Consider the following 17590-nt stretch of genomic DNA (forward strand, 5'->3'; position numbering starts at 1 on the left):
GAAAATTCTTTCGGTGGAAGGGGTGCAGCGTTTTTTTATATTTTCAGAAGGAAAAACTACTATATTTATATTGAGTGAGCAGAGTTAGTTTAGACGAGTGCAGTCGAGAATGAGGAGGGCCACATGGTGAAGAAGCTGGTTTCTTTAAATAATATTGTTTTTAAATATGAGGGTCAGTCTCGAAACGCCTTGGATGATGTTTCTTTTGATATTCATCAGGGGGAGTGGCTTGCGATTGTCGGACATAATGGCTCTGGCAAGTCGACATTAGCGAAGTTACTGAATGGTCTTCAGTTCGCTAACTCAGGTACCATTACGATTAATGATCAACTTTTGACAGAAGAATCCGTTTGGGATGTACGCCAGAAAATTGGCATGGTTTTTCAAAACCCAGATAATCAATTTGTAGGCACTACAGTTCAGGATGATGTGGCTTTTGGTTTAGAAAACGCCGGTGTTTCTCAGCAGGTTATGGTGGAGCGTGTTCATGGTGCGTTAAATAAGGTTAAAATGAATGCCTTTCTTAATCAAGAGCCGCACCATCTATCCGGCGGTCAAAAGCAAAGAGTGGCCATAGCAGGTGTAATAGCCCTGCAGCCAGACATAATCATCTTAGATGAAGCAACCTCCATGCTTGACCCAAGAGGCCGTGAAGAAGTGCTTGAAACAGTTAGGGAATTAAAGCAGGAAAACGATATTACTGTCATATCAATCACCCATGATCTTGAGGAAGCTGCGAAAGCTGATCGAATGATAGTCATGAACCAAGGTCGGCTATATCGTGAAGGATCGCCTCAGGATATTTTTGAGTTAGAGGAAGAATTGATTGCTCTTGGTCTGGATATTCCCTTTTCAGTGAAACTAACCAAGGAGTTACAAAAAAATGGTGTTCGTGTAGTTGATGGGCATTTGACAGAGGAAGAGTTGGTGAAGGATTTATGCGAATTACACTCGATGATGTAGAATACCGCTATCAGGTGAATACTCCTTTTGAACATCTAGCCCTTCATGATGTCAATATTTCAATGGAGCCGGGAACCTATACCGCAATCATCGGGCATACAGGGTCCGGGAAATCCACGCTACTGCAGCATTTGAATGCTCTTTTAAAACCGACGAAGGGTCGGGTTTTCATTGGGGATCGGACGATTGAAGCCGGAAGAAAAGAAAAGGCTTTGCGGCCAATAAGACAAAAGGTCGGAATTGTTTTTCAGTTTCCGGAACATCAGTTATTTGATGAAACGGTTGAAAAGGATATATGTTTCGGTCCGATGAACTTTGGCGTTTCTGAAATCGATGCTAAGAAACTGGCCAGGAAAGCCATAGTGCAAGTCGGACTGAATGAGGAAGTTCTAGAAAAATCTCCATTCGACTTATCCGGCGGACAAATGCGACGGGTGGCCATCGCTGGGGTACTTGCCATGGAGCCGGAAGTATTGGTGCTTGATGAGCCTACAGCGGGTCTGGATCCGCGAGGACGCAAAGAAATCATGGATATGTTTTATGATCTGCATAAAGCAAGAGGCATTTCAACGATTCTGGTGACTCATAGCATGGAGGATGCAGCCAAGTACGCGGATGACATCATTATCATGCATAAGGGTACGGTGTTCAAAAAAGGAACCCCGCAGGAAATTTTCTCGGAGCCGGAACAATTAATGGAGCTTGGCCTGGATGTTCCTGATACGGTCCGCTTTCAGCTAAAGCTCCAGAAGGAACTTGGTGTTCGATTTGATCATCCATGTCTTAATATCGGTGATTTAGCGATAGAAATAGATAAAGCCATGAAACGGGGGAACCGCTGATGCTGGATAAAATGATTATCGGGCGTTATGTCCCTGCAAATTCACTGATGCACAAGATGGATCCAAGGGCTAAATTGCTCCTCGTGTTCCTGTTTGTTTGTGTCGTCTTTTTGGCGAATAATGTCGTTTCTTACGGTTTGCTTGCTGTATTCACCATCCTTTTGATCATTCTTTCCAAAATACCGCTTCGTTATCTTTATAATGGGTTAAAACCAATCTTTTTCTTGATTGTATTTACATTCCTTCTCCATATATTTTTTACGAAAGAAGGGGATTTGCTTTTTGAATACGGTTGGTTTGAAATCTATGAAGGCGGTCTGATTCAAGGTTTTTTCATATCAGTAAGATTTACTTTATTAATCCTTGTTACGTCACTTTTAACTTTGACGACATCCCCGATATCCATTACAGATGGGATGGAAGAGCTGTTGGGTCCCTTGAAAAAGTGGAAGATGCCTGTACATGAACTGGCATTGATGATGTCCATTGCCCTTCGTTTCATTCCAACGCTAATGGAGGAAACGGAAAAAATCATGAAGGCTCAAACTGCAAGGGGCGTTGACTTTTCATCTGGCCCGATAAAGGACAGGGTTAAATCGATTGTACCGCTGCTTGTTCCTTTATTTGTTAGTTCGTTCAAACGGGCTGAGGAATTGGCAACTGCCATGGAATCAAGAGGATACCGTGGCGGGGAAGGCCGCACGAAATATCGCCAATTGAACTGGAAGATGAGTGATAGTCTTTTGATGGTCTCAATCGGTGTTCTAACGGTCATGTTATTTTTATTACGTTCATAATAAGGAAGAGAACTATGCCAAAATATAAATGTGTGATCGCTTATGACGGCACGGATTTTGCTGGTTATCAGGTGCAGCCTGAGAAGCGCACCATACAAAGTGAATTCGAGGCAGTCTTGGCCCAAATGCATAAAGGCACAATTATAAAAGTGACTGCTTCAGGCAGGACAGATTCAGGGGTCCATGCAAAGGGGCAGGTGCTTCACTTTGAATCGCCCCTTACATTCCCTACGGAAAATTGGGTAAAGGCGTTCAGCGCCCTCCTTCCGACCGATATCATCGTTCTGGAAGTCGACATCGTGCCTGACGATTTTCATGCAAGGTTCCATACGACTGGGAAAGAGTACCGGTATATCATAGCCCGCTCGAAACTGCGGGATCCGTTCCAGCGAAATTACTCTTATCATTATCCCTACCCATTAGATGGGGAGGCGATGAAGGAAGCAATCTCCTACTTGATCGGGACACATGACTTTACAAGTTTTTGTTCGGCTAAAACGGAAGTGGTCGATAAAGTTCGAACGATACAAGTGATGGATTTTGAAGAGAGCGATGGTTTCATGATTTTCCGCTTCGTTGGCGAAGGTTTTTTGTATAACATGGTGCGTATCTTGGTTGGGACGCTCCTGGATGTCGGCAGCGGCAAGATGTCACCCCGTGATATGAGCGGGATTTTGGCCAAAAAGGACCGCAGTTTTGCAGGGAAAACAGCACCAGCCCAAGGCTTATATTTATGGAAAGTTTTTTACAAATAAAATTATTTTCGAAGTGATACCAGTTTTTTTACAACTGGGAAACGAGATGAACTCAGTAATGGAGCGGTTTGACGCTACACTGAACTTTTCATGGAGTTGCAGAGAGTGTTTTATAGACAACTTATCCTAGTGTAACATTCCCTTGACAATGAATCTGGGAGAAGTTAATATAATATGGTATGTATTTTAATCCCACGATAAGCCCCGGAAGTTTATTGTGATTGAAAATAAATATAAAAAATTAAAAAGTTTTTTAGGAGGTTAACCATGCGTACGACATTTATGGCGAAAGCTAATGAAGTAGAACGTAAATGGTATGTGATTGACGCTGAAGGCAAAACTTTGGGTCGCCTTTCTACTGAAGTAGCATCCATCTTACGTGGTAAACATAAACCAACTTTTACACCGAACATTGACACTGGTGATCATGTAATTCTAATCAATGTTGAAAAAATCCACTTGACTGGTAAAAAATTGACTGACAAAATTTATTACCGTCACACTATGCATCCAGGCGGTCTTAAAACTAGAACTGCTCTTGAAATGCGTACAAACTACCCTGAGAGAATGCTTGAACTTGCTATCAAAGGTATGCTTCCAAAGAATTCTCTTGGTCGTCAAATCTACAAAAAATTACACGTATACGCTGGAGCTGAGCACCCACACGCTGCTCAACAACCAGAAGTATACGAATTACGCGGATAATTACTAAGGAGGTTACTATCTTGGCACAAGTTCAATATTATGGTACTGGTCGCCGTAAGAGCTCAGTAGCTCGTGTACGTTTAGTACCAGGCGAAGGTCGCATCGTTATTAACGGTCGTGACATCAATGAATATATTCCTTTCGCAGCATTACGTGAAGTTGTAAACCAACCACTAGTTGCAACAGAAACTACTGGAAATTACGACGTTCTAGTAAACGTTAGCGGTGGTGGATACACTGGTCAAGCTGGAGCAATCCGTCACGGTATCGCTCGTGCATTGCTTCAAGTTGATCCAGAATACCGTCCATCTCTTAAAACTGCTGGTTTACTAACTCGTGACCCACGAATGAAAGAGCGTAAAAAATACGGTCTTAAAGGCGCACGTCGTGCACCTCAGTTCTCAAAACGTTAATTCCATTACCGTTTCAAAGACTCTCAACCATTTTGGTTGGGAGTCTTTTTTATGCCCGGAAAATGTGTGTAACTGAAATATTAAAAAGCATATCCGGGATCTCCCGGATATGCTTTATTTTAAATACTCATTTAATAATTTTAGTTATGAGATTCACCTTGGCTTTTTTTGATTGCGGCTTTTCCCGGCATGAAGCATGCAAAAATTAACGCCACAAAAGATAAGACTAACATGAAAACATAGGCATCACTTGAGCCGAAAATGGAGGCTAATGCCTCTAGTTGTATAGCTGTAATGTTTTCATTTTGCATTGATAGCTCAGAAGCATGTGAAGTTGCCTGCATTGTATATACTGTGATGACAACTGCTGTTCCGATGGCACCTGACAATTGGCGAATGGTATTATTTACAGCTGAACCATGGGAACCCAATTCTCTTGGTAAAGCATTCAACCCTGCTGTATTTAATGGCATGGTAATGAAGCTCAAGCCAATTCGTAATATTATGGTACGAACCATTATATAGCTATAGGTTGTGGATTCGCTTATATCTATGACTCCCCACATCGACACAATGATAAATACCAAACCTGTAATAAAGAGTGGTTTAGCACCATATTTATCAAACATTTTACCTGTGACAGGGGATAAGAAGGCATTAATCACAGCTCCGGGTAATAGCAGTAAACCTGCTTCAAATGCTGTAAAACCTCGTCCATTCTGCAAGTAGATTGGTAAAAGAATTAAATCCGCATACATGATCATCGTAATTAGTACATTGATGAAGGATGTAAGCGTGAAAACTTTATACTTGAATACAGATAAATTTAATAATGGATCGCTGGATTTCATTTGTCGTATACAGAATAGAGTCGACACGATCATTCCGACGAGTATTGCAGTGATGACAACGGGATCATTCCATCCCTTGCTTCCTGCGCTACTAAATCCAAATAATATACAGCCAAAACCAATCGTCGATAAAATGACACTTGTGATATCCAATTTTGCTTTTGTTGTCTCTGCAACATTCATTAAATATTTGAACGCTAGAACGATGACGATTATTAAGAATGGGATTAACCCAATGAATAGCCATCTCCATGAAACATATTCAATGATAAAACCAGATAATGTAGGGGCTATGGCCGGAGCAAAAATTATCGCAAAGCCGATTGTCCCCATAATGCTTCCACGCTTTTCGCTAGGATATAAATATAAAATAACCGTCATCATTAGAGGTATAATAATCCCGGCACCAATTGCTTGTATCATTCTGCCCGTTAACAGCACGCCAAAATTCCCCGCCCATGCACAAAGTACAGATCCGATTAACAAAAAGAACATCGAGCTAATAAAAAGCTGCCTTGTTGTAAACCGTTTCATTAAAAAGGCAGTGATGGGCACTAAAACACCGTTCACTAGCATAAAACCTGTTGATAACCATTGTACAGTTGCAGCCGTTACATGAAATACGTCCATTAAACCACTCAATGCAACATTTAATAAAGTTTGATTTAATGTTGATAAAAAACACCCGGCAATCAGTACAATTAATAAAACTTTTTTATTTCTTTCAGTTATGTCCATTCGTAAACCCCTTCATTTTTGACTTGCTTTATCAACACCGTGTCGATAAAATCGATAGTAACAAAAATATATGTTACTTACCATGAACAGTTTTCTTGAAAATGTTCACTAATCGACATAGAAATATATGCTGTTGAGAAAGTTAAAGAAAATCTATAAAGGAGATTAAAATGTCTATACCTAAAAAAGAAGATCCTCGTACAATTCGGTCAAGGGAAATGTTTGAAAACGCTGTCATTGCTCTCTTATGCGAGGACCCCATAATATCAAATTTAACAGTTCAGAAAATTGCAGCCAAAGCAGGGTTGAATCGGACAACATTTTACTTACATTATCAGGATATTCAAGATTTACTAACGCAAATCACCGATGAGATTTTAAATGAGCTTTCCAATAAAATTTTTGCCTTAATACATGCAAAAGATTTATCAGAAAAACAACAGCTAACACAATTACTTGATTATTTATATATCCATCGGAACTATTTACTTATTTTATTTAAAACGAATCAGTTTGAGGACCAGTTGTTTTCATTATTAAAGCAATTAGTAGAAATAAGAAGGAAGAATACCAAGGAGAATTTACCTGCTGATTATGTTGACATTGACATTAAAACAGCCTCATTGGTAGGCATTATAATATGGTGGATAAGAAAGGGGCTTCATTTTAGTTCAGATTATATTGCCAATCAAATTTATTTAATGTACAGGGTGCAATGATGTTGGGGTTGTTTTTTTAGGAAAAAGATTTGTTCCATTTTCAGCATCAGATCCAAGTGAAACGCCGCGGTGACGTTGGTGACAGGTGTGTTCCATTTGTTTACACATGAGTTTACTTATGTAATACAGAATTTTTTGTAAAATCCATATTTATTAAGTTCCTGTTTAGGAGTATGATAATACTTAAAAAAGAAAGAGGACTTCATATGAATTCAACATACTCACCGATTGAAACAACTAAAACAAAAGCCTTGGTCATCAATGCGCTATTCATTGCATTAACCCTTGTAGCGACAATGTTCATCAACATCAAGCTCCCAATAATGGGTAACGGCGGCCTGATCCATCTGGGTAACGTTCCGCTTTTTATAGCAGCTTTGGTTTATGGCAAAAAAACAGGGGCGATAGCAGGCGCCTTCGGAATGGCCTTCTTCGATCTTTTTTCCGGTTGGGCAGCATGGGCACCGTTTACATTCATCATCGTAGGAGCAATGGGCTTTCTAGCCGGCCTTATATCCGAAAAGGTACCGGGTAAAAGGGAACTTGTTTACACTATGGCCGTTGCCGTTGCTTTGATTATTAAAATCGTCGGCTACTATTTTGTCGAAGTTATTCTTTATGGTAACTGGATACAGCCATTTGGCTCCATCCCCGGAAACGTAATGCAGGTCGTAATAGCCGGTATAATTGTAGTGCCGCTTGCTGGCCGATTAAAGAAGAGAGCTGGACAGGTATAAAGGGAACAAATTAAGGAAACCATTTCAAACATTGCGTTGGGCATGGAAAATTGAACTGCGATCTTAATTTCGAACAGTTAAAAGAAATGTTGCCAAGTAAGCGGGTAATTAAATGACTTTATTATAAAATCATATATAATGTGAGAAAAGGACATCCATGTAAATGGATGTCCTTTTTATCTTAATTGATCTTAAAGCCAAGATTAGAGTTAATCGTTGAGTAAAAGTTAAATGTCCTTTTGTTAAAAACGACTTGTTCCTTTTTGGAAATGTACAGTTTTTGATAATCATTATACCGTACGAATACTTCATAGCTTGATGAGTTCAGCTGATTGAGTGACTCTAAATCAAATTTAGCTGTCGCCCGTCCGCTTTCATTGACCTCCAAGGGGAAAATATACTCCTGCGTTATATTTTTACGGTCTCTAAGGACGATATGTTGTACCTCATGTACATAATCACCATATATATCGAGTGTTAATGTATAACTATCTTGAATGAAAGATCCGCTATGGAAGATCGCCAGCATTGGTACACGGATATGTTTGTTTTTCTCACTTGAAAGTGGGCCACTCATATATGGTAAATTATTGAGAATCACATAATTTTTTATCTTTTCTTTTTTGTCCCATTTATATAATTTCTTTATATCATCATAATGGCCCTTAAGGAAAAGATCATAGGCAACCTTATTGATTGGATGGAAAAAGGATTCTGATATATCATAGTTCAAATCTTTGGTTGTATCGATGACCTCCTGGAATTTATTAAAGTATTCTTCATTATTTTCGCTTTTTAAGAAATGATATCGATTGAATAACCTTGTAATTGAATCAAATTCATAAAGCCTGTTTAAGATCATTTTTTCCTTCTCTGTATCCAGCTTTTTACTCTTTACATATTTGATCACTTTAATATTAGTATCCATTTTTTCCATGACATCAGTCTGTTTTGTTAAAGAAGCGTCATTGTCATCCAATCGGTTTAAATAATAGATGACTTGGGTTGTTGTAGAAATCGATTTACAATGTATAAGTACGTCAATAAAGAACTGCTTGTCCTCTGCAAATTTCATCTCAGGGTACTCAATATTATATTCTTTAAGCAATTTGAGCTTTATCATCCTTGCCCTTGGACCCAAGTGGTGAAAAATATGTGGAATGGAGAAAGGAGATACATTTCTCCTTTCTAAGCATGATTCATATTCGCCGACTATTTTCTTGCCCTTTGATCCCACTTCTATTGTTTTTCCGACTATATAATCATCATTGCTGCGCTTTATTATGGAATATAACGATTTCAAACCTTCCTTATCCAACCAATCATCGGCATCCAAAAAAGTTATATAATCGGATTTTGCCAACTTTATCCCAAGGTTGCGAGGCTGGGCTGGTGTCCCCGTATTATTTTTTAAAAAAACAACAATGATATTTTTATATGCTTCGGCGTATTCCAGCAAAATTTCACGGGAAGAATCAGTAGATCCGTCGTCGACGAGAATATATTCGATATTTTTAAAACCAATAGTTTGATTAATGACTGAATCTATGGTTTTTCTTAAAAACTTTTCTGCATTATATACGGGAGAAACAACTGTTACTTTACTTTTTTTAAAGATAGAGCTTTTATTTTTTATATAATATCCTTCTTCGTTATAAGTAATATTATTTTCAATTTCAAAGGATATTCTCTTATCCAATTGATCAGACATGTAGTTCACTCCATTTATTTTATAAGTTAAAAGATAGGGAAAATGACAGATTGAAATGATGAATCAAGGTGCTATAATAATTGTACTACTAATTCGATATTGATTTACAATATTTTCAAAAATAAATTTATTAGTTAGTCATTTGCTGTCGATTTTTTAGAACCTTATAATTAATAACATCTAGATTCAATCTGCTCCTGTTAGTAGTGGAATTTCTTGTTTACCTAACTCTTCCGGAATTATAACAAATTTTAATTCGCATAATGAAAGAATTTTACTTCCTGATTAACGAAAACACATATGGAAATGAATCCTAAAAAAAATAAAAAAGGATGTACTCCCGTTTGTGATACCACTACTTATCATTATTCGGCTTGTTTCTATCTGCCCTTCTAATCTGCTCTACCCCTTCGTGTCACATGGACGAACAAATCTTAGAGCTTCCTCTAATCCTTTTCTTTTTTCTATTGCTACACATATTTTCAGTTAGTCCTTATTCAGAACCTTAAGCTTTTAATACGTCTATTTACAAGCCTGAATTCTGAAAATCAGTGGATACACTAGCATAACACACTTTCGTGGGCGACTCCTTATTTCTAATACTCTTCCAGAATAAATAATTGAAACATAACCATCATTTTCAAGGATTTAATGAGCATAGTTATATTAACTTAATCAATGAACTTAAATAGCATCAGCTTTAGCAAGCTTGGTGGGATGAATTGTGTAAGAAATAAGGAAATACATAACGATGTTTTTTATTAAGAATGATAATTCCTACAGTCAATTGATAAATTCCTTACACGATTAGCATCCACTGTGTAAACGCGCCAAACGGAAAAGTAAGTCTAGAAAGAGTAATACAGCTTGGCTTAAAATTCAGGTTCAACAGGTCGAAAAACACGACATGGATATTCAGTGTAAGATTAAAGTCCAAAAGAGACATGTGCAGGCCGCTACCCGAGTCGGAAAGATCAGTCTCGGGTAGCGGCCTGAGTGGCAATTTAGGGGGGATAATTCCAATTTTCCCAGACCATTGACTCTTAGGAGAATTTTATCATCCGAGATGGGCAGGATGCATTTTAGCAGGTTTCTTATAGAAGATACCATATCGTATTTCGATATGCCTTTTTCAATTAACTCCGTTCACCCATAAAACCAAATCATCATCCTTCCCTGCCGAACCTATCCTCATTATTTTTTGCCAATGGAATAAATGAATGGTTCAAAATAGAACGCTAAAACTAAATTATGTCTTGGGAAATAATTTTGGGAAATGGGGAATTGCCCCGGAGGTGAAGTATGGCTGTGATATTAGGTTTACAGGAGCTGCAAAGGGAAAGGCAATTGAAGTTCGAACGCAGGCTGCTCAGGGAACTTTCCATTGAGGATATGAAGGGTAGGATTCAGCGTTACTTCGGACAGGATTTGATGGATGTTTTGGAGGAAGGCTATTTCGATGTTGCCATCGAGGCTTATTTATTAGGAGCGAACTATAGTAAGTTTGGCTATTATGGTGAGTCGGAAGAAGATGTAAGGTCCAGGTGCTGGAAGGAAGAGAAGTTTTTGGTCGATACTCTTTTTAACTTCATTTTGTATTGGCGGGAAGTTACAGCGAATAACGCTTTCGATGAAGGTTTGTTTTATTGCTGTGAAGGATTTGTGGGGGATTGGTGGCTGGACGGCTTTAAGACTGGTGAAAAACGATATAAAATGAAACTGCATTAGGAAGGTAAATTCCCATTCCTTGTTCTAATTCCATGGTTTGTCCCATACTTTTTAGTAGAGAGATCATGGAAGGGGAACGGTCATGCGCAGAAAGCTGAAATATACAGGAATCGCAATGGGATTGTTTGTCCTTTTTTTAATTGTGACTTTTAAATTTGTTGAAGATGATTCTTGGGACTCCTGGAACCTTCCGTTGGCAGGTAAGGTCATCATTCTGGATGCAGGTCACGGAGGAATGGACGGCGGGGCAAATGTACAAGAGATTATGGAAAAGGAAATTGCCCTTTCCGTTTCATTAAAGGTCAGGGACTATTTACAGGAACAAGGTGCCCTTGTCATCATGACCCGTGAGAAGGATGAGGATTTGGCACAGGGAAATACAAAGGGGATTCGCCAGCGAAAACAGGAGGACTTACGGAATCGGGTTAAAATGATCAATGATTCGGAAGCGGACTTATTCTTAAGCATTCATTTGAACTCTTTTCCATCAGCGTCATCGAAAGGTGCCCAGACCTTTTATACAAGCAGGTTTGAGGAAAATGAACAGGTGGCAAAATTCATTCAGACTGAAATCATTAGAAACCTTGAAAATACAAAGCGTGATGCAAAAACGATTAATAATGTGTATTTGATGAATTATGCTAAGAAGCCAGGAGCGCTTGTGGAAATTGGCTTTCTTTCCAATTCTGAGGAAAGGGAACGCCTTATCAGTGATAAGTATCAAGAAAAGGTTGCCAGTTCGATTTATATGGGGATTTTACGGTACTTTACAGAGGAAAAGCTATCGGATGAAGAGTGATGTCTGGGTCTTGTAAGGTACAAGGCCTTTTTATTATGGGAAAATAATCTGGATTCGCATGCAAGGTAGATAATAAGTTTTCTTTACGTAATATGTTATACTGAAAAATGGGAAAATAAAATTCAAAGGGGTGCTCGGCTTGTTAACAGAAGAGAAAGTACTGAATTTATTAAAGGATCTTAAAGACCCTTTTCTACATAAAAACCTTGAAGAGACAAATGGAATTATAGAAATCAAAATAAAACCTGAAAAGAATCATGTGAGCGTTAAACTGGCGATTGCGAAAACGGGGACTGCCGAACAAATGCAAATGCAATCGGAAGTTGTGGACTTGCTGAAAACGAACGGAGCGGAATCGGTAGGTATACGTTTTACGGAGCTTTCAGAAGAGGAGTTAGCCAAGCATCGTGAAAGTATTCCTCAGGATGAAGCGGATCAAGGTTTGCTTGGACCTAACAGCAAGACACAATTCATCGCGATCGCCAGTGGTAAAGGCGGGGTGGGAAAATCTACGATTTCAGTGAATTTCGCTACTTCACTTGCTCGTTTGGGTAAAAAGGTCGGACTGGTTGACGCCGATATTTATGGATTCAGCGTACCTGATATGATGGGGATAACAAAAAGACCGGTTGTTCGCGGGGAAAAAATCATTCCTGTAGAAAGGTTTGGCGTTCAAGTTATCTCAATGGGCTTTTTTGTAGAGGATAACGCGCCGATCATCTGGAGAGGACCGATGCTGGGTAAAATGCTTAACAGTTTCTTTAACGAAGTGGAATGGGGAGATTTGGACTATTTGGTCCTTGACTTACCGCCGGGTACAGGCGATGTTGCTTTGGACGTTCATACGATGCTCCCTTCATGTAAAGAAATCATCGTTACGACACCGCATCCGACTGCAGCCTTCGTTGCGGCAAGAGCTGGTGCCATGGCCATCAAGACAGAACACGAAGTCATTGGTGTCATAGAGAACATGTCATTCTTCGAAAGTAAAACGACGGGTGAAAAAGAATATGTCTTCGGAAAAGGCGGCGGAGAGAAGCTTGCAGAAGAGCTTCGTACAGAAGTTTTAGGTCAACTTCCCCTGCAACAGCCGGATTGGAACGAAGAGGACTTTGCTCCATCCATATACGCAGCGGACCATAGGCTTGGAAGAATTTACGAAGATATTGCTAAGAAAGTCATTGAAAAACTACAATAAAAAGAAGGCTGATTCCAATTGGAATCAGCCTTATTTCGTTCTTTTTACTTTTTCTCCTTCTCGGCCGCTTTAGTGGCTGCTTTATCCAATTTCTCTTGCATTTTAGCTTGGACGAGAGGACTCTCCATGGTTTCGATGATCAGCTCTTTATAGACCGACCGCATCTCCTTGGTTTTTAATAACTTATTCATTTCTTTTTCCATATCCGGTTCTTTCATTATTTCCATAAGCATTCCACGATACTGAGGATCAGCAGTTAAGTCCTTCAAAACCTTTTTATGTTCGTCTTCTAATGCTTTAGCATATGCGGAAGCGAATTCGGGATCATTAAATGTCTTTTTCCAAAATTCCTTCCCTTTATCTGAAGTGACCATATCTTCAATGGATTTCTTAATGTCATCCGAATCCATAATAAGTTCAGCTTTCGTTTTATCATCAGTAATGATATCCTGGATGGCTTTTTTTCCATCATCTGTCTTCAGGATATCGACGACCATCTTCTTTGTCTCTTCATATTCCATTTTTTCTGCGCCTGCTCCATTTTGAGCACAACCGGAACAAACGAGTAAGAATGACGTGAAAAGCAAAGCAACTCCCACTCTCATACGCAGGGCCCCTTTCATCCTTCTTACTGTTAATATGGTTCCAATCGGCGATATTATTCCTTGGTGGAATAAGTGGATTTTTCCAAATTTGGTTGGTACAATTAAGGAAATGAAATAGAAATGTATGGAGGAAAACAATGAACAGCCGTAATTTAGTTAAATTGTTTTTAACAACATTGCTTATAGGTGGTGTAACGGGCGGAGTTGTAGGTTTCTTGGCTCGGTGGAATGAGTTTAAGCCTTATTTCTCTTCTTTTGATGTCAGCGCCATCTTATCAACGTTTATTTGGTTATTCGGTGTTGGATTAATTTTCAGTGTCATAAGCCAAGCCGGCTTTTTTGCCTATTTAACGATACATCGTTTTGGTCTGGGAATATTTAAAAGCGCTTCCTTATGGAATGCCGTTCAACTTGTACTCATTCTTTTTGTTGTTTTCGATCTTGTTTACCTGCGATATCTTAGCTTTGGTTCAGGCGAAGGGATCAGTTCCTACATCGTGTTAGCATTGGTTGTATTGGCCTTAGGGCTTGTTACAGCTTATTTCAAAATGAAACAAACGAATAAACAGTCGTTCATACCGGCCTTGTTTTTCATGGTCGTGTTCACGGTTTTGGAGTGGATACCTGTCCTAAGTGCCAATGATGAAAGCTGGCTTTACTTCATGCTGTTTCCATTGCTGGTCTGCAATGCCTATCAATTATTGGTCCTGAGCAAATTGATTGAAATTTCACAAAAGGAATTGGCCAGTAAAAGAGGGCGTAAGCAAACTCCGGCAAAGGGAAAGATGAAAGCCGGTGAACTTGGTAAAGGCAGCTAACCTTTATGTAAGCAGGGGCATACATAAGGAAGTCAAACATAAAAACTGCGTACTAAAGGTTTTTGGAGACCATTAGTACGCATTTTTTTTAGTCAGCGAATTTCCTCACTGCTTGCTGATGAATTGGAAATCATCTCTGAAACGTTCACGAAGTTTAAATTTTTTGATCGAAGTTCACTTATTAACTCCGGTAAAGCCTTGTTCGTTTGTTTTGCTGAGTCTGAAGCATGTAATAAGATGATATCACCCTTTTGGGCCTTGGTGATGTTCTGTACGATTCGATCCACACCCGGATTGGTCCAATCCTTTGAATCGATGCTCCAATGGACAACAGTATATCCGAATTTCTCGCTGATCTTTAAGAGGCGTTTATCAAAGTGACCGGTGGGGGCGCGTAAAAGTTCTATATTCTTTATATTAAGTTTTTTAAATGCTTCCTGCGCTTTAGAAATATCCCGGATGATTTCCTGATCTTCCATTTCGGAATAATCCTTATAATCGTAACCAAGGATGCCAATTTCATATCCTTCTTTCACAATTTCCGCTACTATGTCCGGATGACGTTCAGCCCAGGATCCCGAGAGGAAAAATGTGGCGGATTTAATCTTTTCCCTTTTTAATGTCTCTATTATCGGAGCGGCTTTTTCATCACCCCAGCCGATATTGAACGTGATCGCAACATTCTTTTCCCCTTTATAAACCGCTTTCGGCCCATCTTCTGTAGAAAAAACGGGGGCATGAAGAATGTTTTGTACAAAAAGGAACCAAGCGGTAAAAAGTGCCGTAAGTAATATTAACGAATAATATTTGATCTTCTTGGCTTGAAGCACCATGAAAAATTTCATTAATCCATCCCCTTGTCCAAAGTACTCTTGTCTTCAAATTTATGCGCAAGGATTATTGTTATGCAAAAAAATCAGTTTAAAATTCATAAAAATGCTTGCGATGGGGAATGCTGTCTGGTGGAGGTGTGAACCATGCTCGGTTTATTGATTAATGACAAGGAAAAGATGGAATTGGAGTACCTTTTAAAAAGAGAGATGGATGAAATACTATTCGATCTGCAGGATGACAGAATCGATCACTTAGTCAAAAGGGCAATAAATGAGAAATATAACATCCTTTTCAGACTGTTTAAAAGGGTGAGCACCGAGGAGGAATGCCTAATGTATATGAGGGGAAAAAAGAATTTGTCCAAGTGGAATCAGTCATGAGATTCAAAAGTGAATTATATTAAAAAAATCTATTGACTATTGATTTATACGCTGGTATATTATAAAAGTTGCTGCAACGTAAAAGCTTTTGAAAAAGAATGAAAAAACTTTTTTGAAAAAAGTTATTGACGAAGTAGTAATAAGGTGTTAAGATATTAAAGTCGCTAAGAGATGCGGCAAACAAATTGCTCTTTGAAAACTGAACAAAACAAAGCGCCAACGTTAAATTTTAAGTGAGCACACACTATTAAAAAAGCAAATGAGCAAGTCAAACATTTCTTCGGAGAGTTTGATCCTGGCTCAGGACGAACGCTGGCGGCGTGCCTAATACATGCAAGTCGAGCGAATCGATGGGAGCTTGCTCCCTGAGATTAGCGGCGGACGGGTGAGTAACACGTGGGCAACCTGCCTATAAGACTGGGATAACTTCGGGAAACCGGAGCTAATACCGGATACGTTCTTTTCTCGCATGAGAGAAGATGGAAAGACGGTTTACGCTGTCACTTATAGATGGGCCCGCGGCGCATTAGCTAGTTGGTGAGGTAATGGCTCACCAAGGCGACGATGCGTAGCCGACCTGAGAGGGTGATCGGCCACACTGGGACTGAGACACGGCCCAGACTCCTACGGGAGGCAGCAGTAGGGAATCTTCCGCAATGGACGAAAGTCTGACGGAGCAACGCCGCGTGAACGAAGAAGGCCTTCGGGTCGTAAAGTTCTGTTGTTAGGGAAGAACAAGTACCAGAGTAACTGCTGGTACCTTGACGGTACCTAACCAGAAAGCCACGGCTAACTACGTGCCAGCAGCCGCGGTAATACGTAGGTGGCAAGCGTTGTCCGGAATTATTGGGCGTAAAGCGCGCGCAGGTGGTTCCTTAAGTCTGATGTGAAAGCCCACGGCTCAACCGTGGAGGGTCATTGGAAACTGGGGGACTTGAGTGCAGAAGAGGAAAGTGGAATTCCAAGTGTAGCGGTGAAATGCGTAGAGATTTGGAGGAACACCAGTGGCGAAGGCGACTTTCTGGTCTGTAACTGACACTGAGGCGCGAAAGCGTGGGGAGCAAACAGGATTAGATACCCTGGTAGTCCACGCCGTAAACGATGAGTGCTAAGTGTTAGAGGGTTTCCGCCCTTTAGTGCTGCAGCTAACGCATTAAGCACTCCGCCTGGGGAGTACGGCCGCAAGGCTGAAACTCAAAGGAATTGACGGGGGCCCGCACAAGCGGTGGAGCATGTGGTTTAATTCGAAGCAACGCGAAGAACCTTACCAGGTCTTGACATCCTCTGACAACCCTAGAGATAGGGCTTTCCCCTTCGGGGGACAGAGTGACAGGTGGTGCATGGTTGTCGTCAGCTCGTGTCGTGAGATGTTGGGTTAAGTCCCGCAACGAGCGCAACCCTTGATCTTAGTTGCCAGCATTCAGTTGGGCACTCTAAGGTGACTGCCGGTGACAAACCGGAGGAAGGTGGGGATGACGTCAAATCATCATGCCCCTTATGACCTGGGCTACACACGTGCTACAATGGATGGTACAAAGGGCTGCAAACCTGCGAAGGTAAGCGAATCCCATAAAGCCATTCTCAGTTCGGATTGCAGGCTGCAACTCGCCTGCATGAAGCCGGAATCGCTAGTAATCGCGGATCAGCATGCCGCGGTGAATACGTTCCCGGGCCTTGTACACACCGCCCGTCACACCACGAGAGTTTGTAACACCCGAAGTCGGTGAGGTAACCTTCATGGAGCCAGTCGCCTAAGGTGGGACAGATGATTGGGGTGAAGTCGTAACAAGGTAGCCGTATCGGAAGGTGCGGCTGGATCACCTCCTTTCTAAGGATAATTACGAGAGCGCTTTTGTTTTGTTCAGTTTTGAATGAGTAATTCATTCAAATAGGAAAGACAGTCATCACGATGTGATGGATTCTTTCTGCTTTGTTCCTTGAAAACTAGATAATAGATAGAAGGCAATTAATTTTTTTCAAAGCATCTGTAAGATCTT

At 40.2% G+C, this 17590-nt stretch carries 17 protein-coding genes and 1 rRNA gene; 14 read left to right on the forward strand and 4 right to left on the reverse strand.

What is annotated here, in order from left to right; all coding sequences use genetic code 11:
* The first annotated feature begins 123 nt into the window (after positions 1 to 123).
* The 6 genes from ABC374_RS26400 (at position 124) to rpsI (ending at position 4475) form a co-directional block, all read left to right on the forward strand.
* Positions 124 to 963, forward strand: a complete 840-nt coding sequence (locus ABC374_RS26400) for an energy-coupling factor ABC transporter ATP-binding protein (RefSeq protein ID WP_101225875.1) — start codon at positions 124 to 126, stop codon at positions 961 to 963.
* Entirely contained in the window at positions 939 to 1805 is an 867-nt protein-coding gene (locus ABC374_RS26405) for an energy-coupling factor ABC transporter ATP-binding protein (protein WP_413020142.1), read from the forward strand. The genes ABC374_RS26400 and ABC374_RS26405 overlap by 25 nt, the downstream gene beginning before the upstream one ends.
* The gene (locus ABC374_RS26410; protein WP_137024085.1) at positions 1805 to 2602 is read left to right on the forward strand and encodes an energy-coupling factor transporter transmembrane component T family protein; all 798 of its coding nucleotides are present in this window, start codon (positions 1805 to 1807) and stop codon (positions 2600 to 2602) included. Before ABC374_RS26405 ends, ABC374_RS26410 begins: the two co-directional genes overlap by 1 nt.
* 14 nt (positions 2603 to 2616) lie before the next feature.
* Complete coding sequence (gene truA, locus ABC374_RS26415; protein WP_413020144.1) at positions 2617 to 3357, forward strand: tRNA pseudouridine(38-40) synthase TruA; 741 nt, start codon at positions 2617 to 2619, stop codon at positions 3355 to 3357.
* Between the two features lie 267 nt (positions 3358 to 3624).
* On the forward strand, positions 3625 to 4062 hold the full coding sequence (gene rplM, locus ABC374_RS26420) for a 50S ribosomal protein L13 (protein ID WP_034304960.1): 438 nt from the start codon (positions 3625 to 3627) through the stop codon (positions 4060 to 4062).
* Between the two features lie 20 nt (positions 4063 to 4082).
* Positions 4083 to 4475: a 30S ribosomal protein S9 gene (rpsI, locus tag ABC374_RS26425; protein ID WP_034304957.1), complete on the forward strand. Its 393-nt coding sequence runs from the start codon at positions 4083 to 4085 to the stop codon at positions 4473 to 4475.
* Between the two features lie 140 nt (positions 4476 to 4615).
* On the opposite strand, the gene ABC374_RS26430 is transcribed toward rpsI, so the two are convergent.
* Entirely contained in the window at positions 4616 to 6064 is a 1449-nt protein-coding gene (locus ABC374_RS26430; RefSeq protein WP_350300874.1) for a DHA2 family efflux MFS transporter permease subunit, read from the reverse strand.
* 170 nt (positions 6065 to 6234) lie between these two features.
* Here ABC374_RS26430 and ABC374_RS26435 point away from each other — a divergent pair, with 170 nt between their 5' ends.
* A complete protein-coding gene (locus ABC374_RS26435) occupies positions 6235 to 6783 on the forward strand; it encodes a TetR/AcrR family transcriptional regulator (RefSeq protein ID WP_350300875.1) in 549 nt (182 codons plus the stop codon).
* 206 nt (positions 6784 to 6989) lie between these two features.
* The gene (locus ABC374_RS26440) at positions 6990 to 7520 is read left to right on the forward strand and encodes an ECF transporter S component (RefSeq protein WP_350300876.1); all 531 of its coding nucleotides are present in this window, start codon (positions 6990 to 6992) and stop codon (positions 7518 to 7520) included.
* Between the two features lie 181 nt (positions 7521 to 7701).
* On the opposite strand, the gene ABC374_RS26445 is transcribed toward ABC374_RS26440, so the two are convergent.
* Positions 7702 to 9231: a glycosyltransferase family 2 protein gene (locus tag ABC374_RS26445; protein ID WP_413020145.1), complete on the reverse strand. Its 1530-nt coding sequence runs from the start codon at positions 9229 to 9231 to the stop codon at positions 7702 to 7704.
* Positions 9232 to 10533: 1302 nt separating this feature from the next.
* Between ABC374_RS26445 and ABC374_RS26450 the strand changes: the two genes are divergently transcribed.
* From ABC374_RS26450 to ABC374_RS26460, 3 genes are all read left to right on the forward strand, one after another.
* Complete coding sequence (locus ABC374_RS26450; RefSeq protein WP_350300878.1) at positions 10534 to 10959, forward strand: DUF2521 family protein; 426 nt, start codon at positions 10534 to 10536, stop codon at positions 10957 to 10959.
* 82 nt (positions 10960 to 11041) lie between these two features.
* Positions 11042 to 11758, forward strand: coding sequence for an N-acetylmuramoyl-L-alanine amidase CwlD (cwlD, locus tag ABC374_RS26455; protein WP_350300879.1), 717 nt, complete (start codon positions 11042 to 11044; stop codon positions 11756 to 11758).
* A gap of 139 nt (positions 11759 to 11897) precedes the next feature.
* Positions 11898 to 12956 carry an Mrp/NBP35 family ATP-binding protein gene (locus ABC374_RS26460; protein WP_098373554.1) on the forward strand — a complete coding sequence of 353 codons (1059 nt, stop codon included), beginning with the start codon at positions 11898 to 11900 and terminating at the stop codon, positions 12954 to 12956.
* Positions 12957 to 13000: 44 nt separating this feature from the next.
* Here the strand turns inward: ABC374_RS26460 and gerD are convergent, their stop codons facing one another.
* A complete protein-coding gene (gene gerD, locus ABC374_RS26465; RefSeq protein ID WP_101225885.1) occupies positions 13001 to 13561 on the reverse strand; it encodes a spore germination lipoprotein GerD in 561 nt (186 codons plus the stop codon).
* 137 nt (positions 13562 to 13698) lie between these two features.
* On the opposite strand from gerD, the gene ABC374_RS26470 reads away from it, so the two are divergent.
* A complete protein-coding gene (locus tag ABC374_RS26470; RefSeq protein WP_413020146.1) occupies positions 13699 to 14379 on the forward strand; it encodes a KinB-signaling pathway activation protein in 681 nt (226 codons plus the stop codon).
* 92 nt (positions 14380 to 14471) lie between these two features.
* On the opposite strand, the gene pdaB is transcribed toward ABC374_RS26470, so the two are convergent.
* Positions 14472 to 15224: a polysaccharide deacetylase family sporulation protein PdaB gene (gene pdaB, locus ABC374_RS26475; protein WP_413020147.1), complete on the reverse strand. Its 753-nt coding sequence runs from the start codon at positions 15222 to 15224 to the stop codon at positions 14472 to 14474.
* A gap of 132 nt (positions 15225 to 15356) precedes the next feature.
* Between pdaB and ABC374_RS26480 the strand changes: the two genes are divergently transcribed.
* Complete coding sequence (locus ABC374_RS26480) at positions 15357 to 15593, forward strand: hypothetical protein (RefSeq protein ID WP_137016870.1); 237 nt, start codon at positions 15357 to 15359, stop codon at positions 15591 to 15593.
* Between the two features lie 277 nt (positions 15594 to 15870).
* Positions 15871 to 17421: ribosomal RNA gene (locus ABC374_RS26485) — 16S ribosomal RNA — on the forward strand.
* Positions 17422 to 17590: the final 169 nt, after the last annotated feature.

It is taken from the genome of Peribacillus phoenicis (genome assembly GCF_047238085.1).
GTDB lineage: Bacteria > Bacillota > Bacilli > Bacillales > DSM-1321 > Peribacillus.

What these genes read in the sequence shown, in the direction of transcription:
- gerD (WP_101225885.1), bottom strand. Translation starts at nt 13,561, where the DNA reads ATGAGAGTGGGAGTTGCTTTGCTTTTCACGTCATTCTTACTCGTTTGT.
- ABC374_RS26430 (WP_350300874.1), bottom strand. Translation starts at nt 6,064, where the DNA reads ATGGACATAACTGAAAGAAATAAAAAAGTTTTATTAATTGTACTGATT.
- rplM (WP_034304960.1), top strand. Translation starts at nt 3,625, where the DNA reads ATGCGTACGACATTTATGGCGAAAGCTAATGAAGTAGAACGTAAATGG.
- ABC374_RS26410 (WP_137024085.1), top strand. Translation starts at nt 1,805, where the DNA reads ATGCTGGATAAAATGATTATCGGGCGTTATGTCCCTGCAAATTCACTG.
- ABC374_RS26450 (WP_350300878.1), top strand. Translation starts at nt 10,534, where the DNA reads ATGGCTGTGATATTAGGTTTACAGGAGCTGCAAAGGGAAAGGCAATTG.
- cwlD (WP_350300879.1), top strand. Translation starts at nt 11,042, where the DNA reads ATGCGCAGAAAGCTGAAATATACAGGAATCGCAATGGGATTGTTTGTC.
- ABC374_RS26400 (WP_101225875.1), top strand. Translation starts at nt 124, where the DNA reads ATGGTGAAGAAGCTGGTTTCTTTAAATAATATTGTTTTTAAATATGAG.
- ABC374_RS26445 (WP_413020145.1), bottom strand. Translation starts at nt 9,231, where the DNA reads ATGTCTGATCAATTGGATAAGAGAATATCCTTTGAAATTGAAAATAAT.
- ABC374_RS26405 (WP_413020142.1), top strand. Translation starts at nt 939, where the DNA reads ATGCGAATTACACTCGATGATGTAGAATACCGCTATCAGGTGAATACT.
- ABC374_RS26435 (WP_350300875.1), top strand. Translation starts at nt 6,235, where the DNA reads ATGTCTATACCTAAAAAAGAAGATCCTCGTACAATTCGGTCAAGGGAA.
- ABC374_RS26480 (WP_137016870.1), top strand. Translation starts at nt 15,357, where the DNA reads ATGCTCGGTTTATTGATTAATGACAAGGAAAAGATGGAATTGGAGTAC.
- ABC374_RS26470 (WP_413020146.1), top strand. Translation starts at nt 13,699, where the DNA reads ATGAACAGCCGTAATTTAGTTAAATTGTTTTTAACAACATTGCTTATA.
- truA (WP_413020144.1), top strand. Translation starts at nt 2,617, where the DNA reads ATGCCAAAATATAAATGTGTGATCGCTTATGACGGCACGGATTTTGCT.
- pdaB (WP_413020147.1), bottom strand. Translation starts at nt 15,224, where the DNA reads ATGAAATTTTTCATGGTGCTTCAAGCCAAGAAGATCAAATATTATTCG.
- ABC374_RS26440 (WP_350300876.1), top strand. Translation starts at nt 6,990, where the DNA reads ATGAATTCAACATACTCACCGATTGAAACAACTAAAACAAAAGCCTTG.